We start from the raw sequence: 12,050 nt of genomic DNA on the forward strand, positions 1-12,050 counted from the left end.
GTGGAATCCACCGATCTCCTTATTGCCGCCGTGGTCCCGTGCCACAACGAAGAAGCGTCGGTCGCCAAGGTCGTCACCGACCTCAAGGCCGCGGTACCCGGAATTGTCGTGTACGTGTACGACAACCTCAGTACCGATGCCACCGCCGAGAAGGCGCGCGCCGCCGGCGCCATCGTGCGCACGGAACTGGCCAAGGGCAAGGGCAATGTCGTACGCCGCGCCTTCGCCGATATCGAGGCCGACGTGTACCTCATGATCGACGGCGACGACACCTACGAGGCGTCCGCGGCCCCGGAAATGATCGAAACCCTGCTCTCCGGCCCGTTCGATCACGTGCTCGGCGTCCGGAAACAGGATGTGGGTGGCTCGGCCTACCGGTCCGGTCACGAAACCGGGAACAAGGTACTCAACGGCGTGGTCGGCAAGGTTTTCGGCGAGAACGTCGAGGATATGCTGAGCGGCTTCCGGGTGTTCTCCCGCCGCTTCGTCAAAAGTTTTCCCGCCGTATCCCGGGAATTCGAGATCGAAACCGAACTCACGGTGCATTCGCTGCATTTGCGCGTCCCGCAGACCGCGGTCCCGGTCGGCTTCCGCGATCGCCCCGCGGGCAGCGAGAGCAAATTGCGCACCTACCACGACGGATTCAAAATCCTGGCGCTCATCTTCGGCCTGGCCCGGCACGAACGGCCGGTCGCGTTCTACGGCCTGTTCGGCACCCTCAGCTGGTTGATCTCGGTGGTGCTGACCATTCCGATCATCGCGGAATACTACGAATCGCATACCGTGCCGCGCTTCCCCACGCTTTTCCTCGCCTGCACCCTGCTGCTGGTCGGCTTCCTGGCCTGGACCGCGGGCCTGATCCTCGACGGTATCCGCCGTTCCCGGCACGAGGCCGCGCGGCTGATCTACCTGCGCTACGAAGCGCCGGCCGCCTCCCGCCCGGCCCTCGCGTCCGGTGAAACCCAGCCGGATCCCGTGGCCGGGGACATCCGTTGACCGCCGATACCGAGACCCGCCCCGCCGGCACCGAGCGGGCCGCGGGCCGCACCGCCCTGTCCGGAACTGCGCGGGCCGGCCGGGCCGTGGTACACCGGGCCGGTCCCGCCACGGTCGCTTTCGTGCTGCTGGCCGGGATCTTCGGCCTCGTCTTCGCGGTGATGAGCCCGCCGTTCTGGGGTCACGACGAGCTCACCCAGTTCGGCCGCGCCTACCAGGTATCCCAAGGCGGCCTGACCCCCACCGAGATCGAGGACGGCCGCGGCGTCGCATACGGCGGCGAAGTACCGGCGGCGGTCGAAGCGCTGATGGGTTTCGCGCTCGACGATTACACCCACAACCCTGGTGAACCGTTTCCCCTGGTCGCCGAGCCCGGCACGTACCAGCGCCTGAGCGATGCGCCGATCACCGACGACCGGAAAACGGTCTGGTTCACCAATACCGCCGCCTACTCCGCGGTTCCCTACATCCCGAACGCGATCGGGATCCGGTTCGCCGAACTGATCGACGCCGACGCCGGCACGCTGGTACGCCTCACCCGGCTCGCCGGGCTGGCCGCCTACCTGCTGGTGGTGGGTTTCGCGCTGTGGTCGCTGCGGGCGCACCGCATCCAGTGGCTGGCATTCACCGTGGCCGTCGTCCCGATCGCGGTGTTCCAGGCCGGCACCATCACCGCCGACACCCTCACCAACGCGCTCGCGCTACTGGTTTCCGCGCTACTGGTGAAGGGCCTGTTCCTCGGTGACCGGCTGGGTCGCACCGAAACGGTCGCGGTGATGGCCTGCGCGATCCTGCTGCCCCTGTGCAAGCCGACGTATGTCCTGCTCGCCATGCTGGTGGTGCTGATCCCGGCCGAGCGGATGGGACTCACCGGGTGGCGCCGCTGGATCACCTGGGCCTGCGCGGCGCTCGGCGCCCTCGGGTTCGCGGTGTGGATGAAGATCGCCGCCCCGACCGGCGAGGGCACCAGCCTGATGCGCCCGCGGCACCAGTGGTACACGGTCGACACCGGCGAACAGCTGACCGGCATCCTCACCGACCCGTTCGGCTTCCTGCGGACCTTCTGGGAAAGCATCCTGCGCCGCGACCACGAATGGTTCACCGAATTCTTCGGCGAACTGGGCTTCGCGTACGTGAACGTACCGGCCACCGCGATCGTGGCCTGCCTGCTCGCCTTCGCCGTGAGCGTGGGAACGGCCGAACGGTTCGCCCGCCCCGATTTCCGGCGCACCCTGGTGGTGGCGCTGACCGTGGCGGCCAGTGTCGCGATGATCTACGTGACGCTCTACATGTCGTTCACGCCGGTCGGCTACTACATCATCGACGGCGTGCAGGGCCGGTACTTCATTCCGCTGGCCATCGTGGCGTTCGCGGTACTACTGCGCTGGATCCCCTTCCGGCTCCGCGGCCCCGGCGATCGCGAACCCGGCCGCGGCGCCGCCGTGACGATCGTGGTCGCGACGACCATCGCCCTGATCACCACGGTCGCGAAGTACCACATCTACGTCTGGGGCTGAGCTGTATCTATGGCGCCGCCTCCGGCGGCGCGGGTGCTGTGTCATGGCGCCGCCTCCGGCGGCGCGGGGTTCGGGGCCCCCTTGGTCTCGTTCTTCACTCCTCCGCTCCTCCGCTTCGCTCCCCCGCTCCGTCGCTCCAGAACGAGACGGGCCCCGAACCACTGAGGTGCCTCGGGTGCAGGAGGTATCCCCGGGGGGATGGCTGCGGTGCGCGAATTATGGAGTGGCGATGGTTCGTTCGCCGGCCTCGGTGTAGGCGCGTTCGGTGGCGGCTTTGACCGGGCGCCACCAGGATTCGTTGTCCCGGTACCAGGCTACGGTGGCGGCCAGGCCGGCGCGGAAATCCGCGTAGCGGGGGGCCCAGCCGAGTTCCTCGCGCAGCAGGGTCGCGTCGATCGCATAGCGCTGATCGTGTCCGGCGCGGTCGGTGACGAAATCGAAGTCACCGGGGTCACGGCCGAATTCGGCGAGCAGTAGTTCGACGACCGTGCGATTGTCGAGCTCGCCGTCGGCCCCGATCAGATACGTCTGCCCGATCCGGCCGTGCTGCAGTACCGCCCATACCGCGCGGTTGTGGTCGTCCACATGGATCCAGTCGCGGATCTGGTGCCCACCGCCGTAGAGGCGCGGCCGTACCCCGTCGATCAGGTTGGTGATCTGGCGCGGGATGAACTTCTCGACATGTTGGTACGGGCCGTAATTGTTCGAGCAGTTCGACAGTGTGGCCTTGATACCGAACGACCGCACCCAGGCGCGGACGAGCATATCGCCGGCGGCCTTGGTGGCCGAATACGGACTCGACGGGTTGTACGGGGTGCGTTCGGTGAACGCTGGACCGTCGGAGTCGAGATCGCCGTACACCTCGTCGGTGGAAACATGGTGATAGCGCACATTGTGCCGCCGGACCGCCTGCAACAGGGCGTATGTGCCGACCACGTTGGTCTGCACGAACGGCCACGGTTCGGTCAGCGAATTGTCGTTGTGCGATTCGGCGGCGAAATGGACCACCGCGTCCACACCGCTGACCAGCTCGTCCACCAAATCCAGATCGGCGATATCGCCGTGTACGAAATCGATCCGATCGGCCACCGGGTCCAGTGAGGCGCGGTTACCGGCATAGGTGAGGGCGTCCAGCACGGTGACCGTCACCTCCGGGCGCTCGGTGACAGTCTGGTGGACGAAGTTGGCTCCGATGAACCCGGCCCCGCCGGTCACGAGAAGACGCACCGTCCTACTCTACGTCTCCCCGGAACCCGGCCGGGTCGGGAGTCTTCGTCACAGAGGCGCCACCACCGGCGCTTGCCGGTCGCGTTCCGCATCGGCGAAGCCGGGTCGAAATGGACAATCAGAAAGCGGACCGTGCGGAATCGAATTCCTACCCAGGCGCAAAGTTTCCGGCACCCCACCATGCGGCGGCACGGAGTGTGAAGAAATGGTGAATAGATGGATACGGCCGGTTCACGGTCGATTAGCGGAATACGGGTCGAATAGTGCCATTCGATTCCCCATCCCTCGAGGTGACCATATGTTCGTAAGAAAATTCGCCGCGACCTCGGCCCTTCTGATAGCCGCACTCGGTGTCGCCACCGGCAGCGCCCACGCCGATCCCGCGTCGGCACCGGCTCCGGTCGGCTTCACGGCGCAGGCCGTCGGCGATCGGTCGGTGATCACCACTGACGCCGGTTCCATGGTGGTCGAGGAGGATACCTTCAAAATCAAATCCGCCGACGGCACCGTACTGGCCGGCACGCCGCTGAAGTTCCGGCTCGACGATTTCGAATTACCCATCCTCGCCGAAATTTCCGGTAACACCGCAACCCTCACCCCACAATTGGACCCCGCGAAGGCCGTCTACCGGCCGGTCGCCCTTCCGCACCAGGAGTCCGCACCGTGGAAAACCCCCTACGACCGTGAAGTCGCCGCTTTCACCCGGCTCAAGGACACCATCGCGACCGGCGCCTCGATCGGCACCTTGGTAGGCGGTCTGGGCGGGGCCGGTCTGGGATGCATCCTCGGCGGTATCGCCGGCGCAACTGTTGCCGCGGCCACCATTGTCGGATTGTTCGGACCTTTCCTCCCCGCCGCGGTGATCGGATGCTTCGGCGGAATCATCGCCGTGGGCGCCCTCGGCACGGTGGCCGGCCAGCTCCTGGTCACCGCACCGGTCGCCATCGGCGCGGCAATCCAGTACTTCACCACGATCAACGAACCCTTCCCCAGCAAATGAGCCCTTCTCCAGCAGTGCACATTCGGCGATGACCGGTCACGGGATGCCGGACGGACGCGATGGATCGCCCCGCCGCCGCATCCCGTGGCCAGGCCGGTGGTGCCGGTAGCAGCGGGAATCACTCGATGAGGCCGGGGGCATGCTCCGCAGCTCGAGCGGGTATTCGGTCCGCACCCCAGCTGCGGTGCACATAGCCCACCACGCGGTCCAGTTCCGCGCGGTCGACCGAGGCCGGTTCGCCCGCCTCCAGCGGGTCGAAGTGGAAGATGTAGAGCCGGGAGGCGAACTGCTCGAACGGTAGCGAGGCCTCGCCGAAGCGTTCGCCGTGGCCGGCCGTCCCCACCACGACTCCGTCACCCCAGTCCTGGCCGCTGTCGTTGTTCGGGTTGTAGAAGTAGACCCGCATCCGTTCCTGCGGGTCCAGCGCGACCCGCAGGATCGTGATCGCATGCCAGCCCACGAACCGGGCCGCGCTGTCGGTGACCGCGACCCCGGCCGGCTGCGGGTGGATCAAGGGCTGGTTGCCGTTGTGGAAGGGGTGGTAGCTGGCGTAGAAGTGGCGCAGGAATTCGTCCAGCTCGGTGAGCTGCCCGGTGGCCACATCGACATTGATCCGGAAACCCCGGCCCGACCACCAGCCGTGGAATTCCGGGTTCACCCAGCGATGCGGGTCGCCCTCGCGATCGGCCACCTGCCGGCCCATTTCCGCGTAGATCCGGTCCAGATGCGGTACCACCAGCAGCGATACCGGGTCCAGATCAACCGGCAGTTTGGTGGCGACCCCGGCCGCGCTGTCGCGCGAGGAAAGCGGGCGGCCCTCGAAATGCATGACGATCTCGTCGTCGCGCGCCGCCCACGCCAGTGTCTGCAACAGGTAGTCGGGATCGTTGTAGGCCCACATCGACAGTGCGCGAGCGGACTGACAGGTCGGGTTGTCGCCCTGACCGACCCCCAGCGGCAGGCCGAGCATCGACAGGGTGCCCGCGAGCAGCCGGGCACGCGGATCCGGCTCGGGTCCGAACGCCTGGGTCAGCCGCTCGCGGGAATACGCCGACAACTGCAAGGACAACTGTCGCCACAGCGCCGGGGCGACCGGGGGCTGGTAGAGGATTCCGCGTTCCAGCAGCAACGCGATCCCGTAGATGCACTGCGCGGTTTCCACGTGCACGGCGTCGGAGATGAGGCGGCGCACCAGTTCGTGGTAGCAGAGCAGGCATTCGCGGCCGGTGCTGGACAGACCGAGTGCCTCCCCCAGCAGGTATTCGCCCTTGCCCAGCAGGAATCGCACCAGCACCGCGTGATACGGGGAGACCAGGCCGGTGTCGTGCATGGACCGGGCGAAACCCGCGGTCTCGTACTGCAACGCGCTGTCGTCCATCGTCTCCAGGCGCGCGCGATAGACCTCGACACCCGGATCCTCGCGGCACGCCTCGGTGGTGCCGTAGAGGCTGCTGATCAGCCGGTCGGCACCGAGGCCCGCGGCGCCCAGATCGATATCGGGATTGGTCCGCGCGACCGCGATCTGGGTGATCATCCGTTTCACCGGCTCCACCTGGATCGGCCGCTGCCGCAGGATCCGCCAGATCTCGTCGACCAGGTTCTCCAGCACCTTCTCGTAACCGATTTCCTCGACGAGATGGCGCAGCAGTTCCCGCGAGACCTGCGCCATCCGGCCCTGCTGGGTGCGCTCGGCCTCGCTGGGCGGGCTGAACAGCAGGGTCAGATTCATCGCCAGCACCTGGGACAGATGATGGTTGGCTTGTTCCGCCGAGATCAGCGGATGCACGTATTCACCTTTGGCCACCGCCAGCAGCCGGAGATCGCTCACCGTTTCCAGCACCACCGTGTCGGCGTTGGGGCTGCGCAGCGACCCGGTGCTCAGCGACGGAATCAGGATCTGCGGTTGCGCCCAATCCGTACCGCGGAACAGCCCGGCCGCTTCCAGCCGCGCCGCGCGCGCACGCACGGCGGCGCAGCCGCCCAGCAGCAGCACCCGGCGCAACGCGGCGAGCACCCTCGACAGTTTGAGCTGCTTACCGAAATCGCTGGCGTCCGCGAGCTGCTGGGTCGCGTCGTCCAACGAGGCCAGACGTCTGTCGAGGGTTGCCCCGTCACCGCTGAGTGGGGTCAATGAGGATCCTCCCCGTGAAGTTACTGCCGAACGAAATCAGACATAGAAATCGAGCTCTTCCTGTCGCTTCAGCAGATCCCGGAGAGTGTACGGGTCGTCACCGAAGAAGTACAACAGCCCCCAATGGTTGCCGAACGCGGTCCGTTTGGTCACTTTTTCCGTCAGCGGCTCGGTGAGCTCGTGCGATTCGAAATAGTCGTGATCCTCCGTCTCCTCGGGTACCGACAACTGGCTTACCACTCGCCGCCGCGGATAAACCCCGAAACAGCCGGCGTGCCCCTTCGCATCCACCACCTCCCGCGGGAAGAAATCCTTGATCTCCTGTTCGGTGGTCTTCGGGTCGAAGGCCAGGACGAGCGCATGGTAGGCATTGAACCCGTACGAGCGCTCCAGCAGTTCGAAAACCTTGAACCCCGGCGGACGGTAGGCGACCTCGCCGAAGTACATCTCCCCGTCGCTGGTGACGAAGTATTCCGGATGCACGAATCCGAACTCGATATCGAATGTTTTCACCAGGCGTTCGACCTGCCGTGTTATCTCCGGCCGGTACCGCTCCAGCTCGGGCGTCGCGGGAACGAATACCGAGTATCCGAGCGTGACGTATTCGGAAATATTCAGGAAGCAGATCTTACCGTTGTGTATCCAAGCTTCCACCGCGAATTCCCAGCCGTCCAGATGAGATTCCATGAGCACCGGGAACTCGTCGTCGGGAATCGTATCGATCTCATCGGGTGTGCGGATCACCCGATGTCCGAGGCAGCCCGCTTTGTCGAAGGCCTTCACGTGAATGGGGTCGTTCGGGTCGCCGTCGAGTTTCAGCAGCGTCTGGTTCACGCGCTTCAGGAAGCGGATCACATCGTCGCGTTCGTGGGCTTCCTCGAAAATTCCGACGCGAATTCCGCCGAGCTGTGCGCGACGCTTCATGAGCGCCTTGTCACGCAGCAGCATGGCTTGCCCGAAAAGGCGCGGGTTGTCCAGCAGAACGGAGTTGATGGCGCCCGCCCACTCCACTGTTTCCTCGAAAATGGGAATGGCGACGTCCACACCCATGTCCTGTAGCGTCTCGGCAATCTCCATGGAACGATCGTTGAGTCGTTCGAAATTCCAGGGGATATAGGGTATTCCGTTCTCGGCGCAATAATCCGCCACCCACTCGGGCGCCACGACAACATAGCGCCGGTCGAAACGGTCCACCGCTTCCACGGCATTCAAGCTCCAGCCCAGCAGGGCGATATACCCCTTGTCCGGATCTTTGACTCTAGATTCTGATGCCGAAATCGACAAAACAAATCCCCTCTCAACTACATTCCGAACTCGTTGATCGCGAGGGCATCGGCCACAGACAAAGTCCCGACCGCAACACCGGCACAGATATCGGGCCGCTACCGAATCCGTCTCGCGATACCGAAATTGCTGTGGACCGGACCATGTAACGCCCTCATTACCCTCGGGTACCCCGGTGGCATCGAAACCAAACGCCGCCTGGCACACTGACCGAACATGCGCGGAATCATTCTGGCGGGCGGCACCGGGTCGCGTTTGCATCCGATCACGCGCGGGGTGAGCAAACAGCTGGTCCCGGTCTACGACAAACCGATGGTCTACTACCCACTGTCCACACTCATGCTGGCCGGTATCCGGGACATCCTGGTGATCACCACCCCCGAAGACGCCGAATCGTTCGCCCGGCTGCTCGGCGACGGCTCCCAGTTCGGGATCTCCATCACCTATGTGGTGCAACCGGTTCCCGACGGTATCGCCCGGGCCTTCGTCCTCGGCGCCGACCATATCGGTACCGAGGGCGCCGCCCTGGTACTGGGCGACAACATCTTTCACGGCCCCGGCCTGGGCACCAGCCTGAGCCGGTTCGCCGATATCGACGGCGGCGCCATCTTCGCCTACCGCGTCTCCGACCCCACCGCCTACGGTGTCGTCGAATTCGCCGACGGCAAGGCCATCTCCATCGAGGAGAAACCGAAGGTGCCGCGCTCGAACTACGTGGTGCCGGGCCTGTACTTCTACGACAACGACGTGGTGGAGATCGCCCGCGGTCTCACCCCGTCGGCGCGCGGCGAATACGAGATCAGCGATATCAACCGGGCCTATCTGGAAGCGGGCCGGCTCGGCGTCGACGTCCTGGCCCGCGGTACCGCCTGGCTCGATACCGGCACCTTCGACTCCCTGCTCGACGCCGCCAACTATGTGCGCACCATCGAGGAACGCCAGGGCCTGAAGATCGGCGTACCGGAGGAGGTCGCCTGGCGGATGGGCTATATCGACGACGAACAGCTGTGCCTGCTCGCCGACCCCCTCACCCGCTCCGGCTACGGTAAGTATCTGCTCGAGTTGCTCGAGCACGGACGAACTTGGTGAGTGGGTAGATGCGGATCAGTGAGATGGCGATCCCCGGCGCCTGGGTCTTCACGCCGAAGGTCCACGGCGACGAGCGCGGCAGTTTCGCCGAAACCTTCCGGGCCGCGGAGTTCGAGAAGGCCACCGGCCGCACGTTCGAGCTGTTGCAGGCCAATACCTCGGTCTCCGCGGCCGGCGTGCTGCGCGGTATCCACTACACCGACGACCCACCCGGCCAGGCGAAGTACGTGACCTGCGTGCGCGGCGCGTTCCTCGACGTGGTGGTGGATCTGCGCCCGGCCTCCCCCACCTTCGGCCGGTGGGACAGTGTGCTGCTCGACGATCACGACCGGCGGTCGGTCTTCCTCTCCGAGGGCCTGGGCCACGCCGTCCTCTCACTGGCCGACGACTCCACCCTCACCTACCTGTGCTCGCTCGAATACAGTCCCGAATTCGACCACGACCTGGATGCCTTCGATCCGGATCTGGCCATCGACTGGCCCGAGACGGGTCGCGACGGGCAGCGACTCACCTATCTCCGGTCGGCCAAGGACGCGGCGGCGCCGGGTCTGCGCGACCTCATCCCGTAAACCCGGCGTCCGGTAGTGGGTCGCGCTGGGGCACCAAGCCGGGTGGCGCTCGTACACGCTCCTCGCCCCGTCCGCGATCCCGGTGTGCGCTATTTGCGCGGACCCCGGCGGAAACGCCAGAACTGGACCGCCCGCACATCCTCGGACAGCTGGCTCATCGGTTCCGCGACCTCCGACAGCACCTGGAACAGGTCGTCGGCCATATCGCTGATGTGCTCGACCCGGGTGGCCAGCCGCGACGCGTTCACCAAGAACTCCAGCAACAAGCGCACCGCCGCCGCGATGGTCACCGCCAGCGGGAGCGCGAAGACCGCGGCCAGCACACCCAGTAGCGCGGAGACCCGCCATGCCAGCACCACGGCCACGATCGGTGCGGCCACCGCGAACGCCAGGCCGAGGAGATAGACCAGCGGCAGCAGCGTCCGCGTCGCGGGGCGGCGGAACTGGAGGTCCAGCAAGCCGCCGACGGCCTCACCGGCCCACTGCCGGAAACCGCCCGGGTCCCGGCGATCCAGATCGTCTTCATCTTCGGCGGCCACGAATCGTTGCGCCGCCTCCGCACTCCAGGGCCTTCGTGTCCCGGCCCGCCAGGGCAGTTTCCGCCGGATTCGCCGAGCCGCCGGTTCGGCGGTAATGTCCTCGCCCGGCGGTTCCGTCGTAGGACCGCCGTCCGGTGCCGGCTCAGCCGCCGGCCCTGGCCCCCCGGCTGCCGCCGGGCCGGTTCTCGGGGACTCGTCCGCTGACTCACTGGCCATACCGGGATCCTCCCTGGATTCCGGCAGGGAAGCCAACCGTGACCACGCTCCGCGGCGCCCGCCGCGGCTATACGCCCGAGGAAACAAGTGAGACGTACCCGACAGTCGAAAAAATTCGCTGGAACGGCGTAACACCACGGGGACCCGGCACCGATACGACCCATGAAAGCCGGAGCTGATCGATACCGGGGAATGGAGATGACAGTGCGTACGACGTTTTCGGGTTCCGTCTCGGCGGGCGCCAAGTCCGCGGCCGCGCGGGATTACGTCCAGCGTGGCTGGACGATCGCCGAAACGACCAACGGCCTGTGCCTGATCACCGATGCCGACCTGTCCGCCGTCGAGGTCACCGGGGAGTTGGCCGCGTCGGTACGCCGGTACCTGCGGGCGAACAACCTGACGGGTCCGGTGATCGAGATCCCGGGCGCTGAGCGCCGGGAGATCCACCTGGTCACCGGGATGGCGAAGGCCGAGCGGGCCGTCGAGGCGCTGCGCGCCGCGGGCGCGGTCGTGCACACCGACGGCGACGGCATCCCGCTGCCGCCCACCCACCTGTCGGCCGGTTCGGCGAACTGGGGCGTATCCCCCGACGAGGCCCGCTGGGTCCCGCCGGTGGTCGCGCTCGGTGCCGCGGTGCGGACGTCGGTGGCCCGGGCCCGCCGGCCCCGGCGGCTCACCAGCGTCGCCTGACCAGGCACAACACCCAGACCTGACAGCAAGAACCCCGGTCGCGCAGGCAACCGGGGTTCTTGTTGTGCCGGATTCTCGCCGAGCCGGCTCGCTGTTCGTACCGTCACTCAGCGGATGCGGAAGATGACCAGCCGCTGCACCACGAAGTTGATCACGGTGGCCGTACCCTGGGCGATCACATACGCCGCCGGGACCCGCCACCACACGCCGTCGTCGAAGATCTCGTAGAACACCCAGTTGATCCCGACCTGTACACAGAAGGTCAGGCCGTAGAGCACGACCACCGCGAGGAACCGGGCCCGGCTCGGCGGCGCGTTGAACGTCCACCGCCGGTTGATCAGATAGGCGGTCGTCGTCCCCGCGATGAACCCGATCGCCTTGGCGAGGTTCACCGGCAGCCCGGCCACCTCGAGCAGCAGCCAGTACAGCCCGAAGTCGACCACCGCCGAAAGCGCACCGGTGGCCGCGAACCGCACCAGCTGCGTCATCAGCCCGATCTGCGCGCTCTCCTGCCCCGCGGCATTCGGCGCGAGCCCGGCGTTCACCTGTTCCCCGGACGACACGGAAAGATCCCCGGTCTCCCCCGGCACCACCCGGGGTCCCCGGCTTACTGCATTGCTTTCAGGGGGCACGGCCGAAATCTACTTGCCGACCCCCACCCGCGAGCCCCCGGGGCATCGACCGAAGCCGATCGCAGCGGAGAACGACCCGGGCGTGAGCCTGCAATCTCTCGGTGTCGGCGAAGAGCAGAGCTCAGCTCGAACGTCCCCAGCTCCCGGCGGACCGCAAGTT

Annotated in this window: 11 protein-coding genes; 6 read left to right on the plus strand and 5 right to left on the minus strand. The window is 66.4% G+C overall.

Features of this window, described 5'->3' with window-relative positions; translation table 11 throughout:
- Both ACQEVO_RS29600 and ACQEVO_RS29605 read left to right on the plus strand, forming a co-directional pair.
- On the plus strand, positions 1 to 996 hold the full coding sequence (locus ACQEVO_RS29600) for a glycosyltransferase (protein ID WP_432919710.1): 996 nt from the start codon (positions 1 to 3) through the stop codon (positions 994 to 996).
- The gene (locus tag ACQEVO_RS29605; protein WP_432919711.1) at positions 993 to 2,513 is read left to right on the plus strand and encodes a DUF2142 domain-containing protein; all 1,521 of its coding nucleotides are present in this window, start codon (positions 993 to 995) and stop codon (positions 2,511 to 2,513) included. The genes ACQEVO_RS29600 and ACQEVO_RS29605 overlap by 4 nt, the downstream gene beginning before the upstream one ends.
- Before the next feature lie 216 nt (positions 2,514 to 2,729).
- Here the strand turns inward: ACQEVO_RS29605 and rfbB are convergent, their stop codons facing one another.
- On the minus strand, positions 2,730 to 3,740 hold the full coding sequence (gene rfbB, locus ACQEVO_RS29610) for a dTDP-glucose 4,6-dehydratase (RefSeq protein ID WP_432919712.1): 1,011 nt from the start codon (positions 3,738 to 3,740) through the stop codon (positions 2,730 to 2,732).
- 298 nt (positions 3,741 to 4,038) lie between these two features.
- On the opposite strand from rfbB, the gene ACQEVO_RS29615 reads away from it, so the two are divergent.
- Positions 4,039 to 4,740, plus strand: coding sequence for a hypothetical protein (locus tag ACQEVO_RS29615; RefSeq protein ID WP_432919713.1), 702 nt, complete (start codon positions 4,039 to 4,041; stop codon positions 4,738 to 4,740).
- Positions 4,741 to 4,858: 118 nt separating this feature from the next.
- Here ACQEVO_RS29615 and ACQEVO_RS29620 read toward each other — a convergent pair whose 3' ends face one another.
- Both ACQEVO_RS29620 and ACQEVO_RS29625 read right to left on the minus strand, forming a co-directional pair.
- Positions 4,859 to 6,871: a hypothetical protein gene (locus tag ACQEVO_RS29620; RefSeq protein WP_432919714.1), complete on the minus strand. Its 2,013-nt coding sequence runs from the start codon at positions 6,869 to 6,871 to the stop codon at positions 4,859 to 4,861.
- A gap of 36 nt (positions 6,872 to 6,907) precedes the next feature.
- Positions 6,908 to 7,948, minus strand: a complete 1,041-nt coding sequence (locus ACQEVO_RS29625; protein WP_432923158.1) for an ATP-grasp domain-containing protein — start codon at positions 7,946 to 7,948, stop codon at positions 6,908 to 6,910.
- 423 nt (positions 7,949 to 8,371) lie between these two features.
- Here ACQEVO_RS29625 and rfbA point away from each other — a divergent pair, with 423 nt between their 5' ends.
- Both rfbA and ACQEVO_RS29635 read left to right on the plus strand, forming a co-directional pair.
- A complete protein-coding gene (gene rfbA, locus ACQEVO_RS29630; protein WP_432919715.1) occupies positions 8,372 to 9,244 on the plus strand; it encodes a glucose-1-phosphate thymidylyltransferase RfbA in 873 nt (290 codons plus the stop codon).
- A gap of 8 nt (positions 9,245 to 9,252) precedes the next feature.
- Entirely contained in the window at positions 9,253 to 9,813 is a 561-nt protein-coding gene (locus ACQEVO_RS29635) for a dTDP-4-dehydrorhamnose 3,5-epimerase family protein (RefSeq protein ID WP_432919716.1), read from the plus strand.
- 89 nt (positions 9,814 to 9,902) lie between these two features.
- Here ACQEVO_RS29635 and ACQEVO_RS29640 read toward each other — a convergent pair whose 3' ends face one another.
- Positions 9,903 to 10,352: a DUF4282 domain-containing protein gene (locus ACQEVO_RS29640; protein WP_432919717.1), complete on the minus strand. Its 450-nt coding sequence runs from the start codon at positions 10,350 to 10,352 to the stop codon at positions 9,903 to 9,905.
- 414 nt (positions 10,353 to 10,766) lie between these two features.
- Here ACQEVO_RS29640 and ACQEVO_RS29645 point away from each other — a divergent pair, with 414 nt between their 5' ends.
- Complete coding sequence (locus ACQEVO_RS29645) at positions 10,767 to 11,258, plus strand: hypothetical protein (protein ID WP_432919718.1); 492 nt, start codon at positions 10,767 to 10,769, stop codon at positions 11,256 to 11,258.
- A gap of 107 nt (positions 11,259 to 11,365) precedes the next feature.
- On the opposite strand, the gene ACQEVO_RS29650 is transcribed toward ACQEVO_RS29645, so the two are convergent.
- Positions 11,366 to 11,746, minus strand: coding sequence for a GtrA family protein (locus ACQEVO_RS29650; protein ID WP_432923161.1), 381 nt, complete (start codon positions 11,744 to 11,746; stop codon positions 11,366 to 11,368).
- Between the last annotated feature and the right edge of the window lie 304 nt (positions 11,747 to 12,050).

It is taken from the genome of Nocardia sp. CA-290969, assembly GCF_050936135.1.
Taxonomy (GTDB): Bacteria; Actinomycetota; Actinomycetes; order Mycobacteriales; family Mycobacteriaceae; genus Nocardia.

Coding starts and splice junctions, on each gene's coding strand:
- ACQEVO_RS29625 (WP_432923158.1), bottom strand. CDS start 7,948: ATGGAGATTGCCGAGACGCTACAGGACATGGGTGTGGACGTCGCCATT.
- ACQEVO_RS29650 (WP_432923161.1), bottom strand. CDS start 11,746: ATGACGCAGCTGGTGCGGTTCGCGGCCACCGGTGCGCTTTCGGCGGTG.
- ACQEVO_RS29635 (WP_432919716.1), top strand. CDS start 9,253: ATGCGGATCAGTGAGATGGCGATCCCCGGCGCCTGGGTCTTCACGCCG.
- ACQEVO_RS29645 (WP_432919718.1), top strand. CDS start 10,767: ATGACAGTGCGTACGACGTTTTCGGGTTCCGTCTCGGCGGGCGCCAAG.
- rfbA (WP_432919715.1), top strand. CDS start 8,372: ATGCGCGGAATCATTCTGGCGGGCGGCACCGGGTCGCGTTTGCATCCG.
- ACQEVO_RS29615 (WP_432919713.1), top strand. CDS start 4,039: ATGTTCGTAAGAAAATTCGCCGCGACCTCGGCCCTTCTGATAGCCGCA.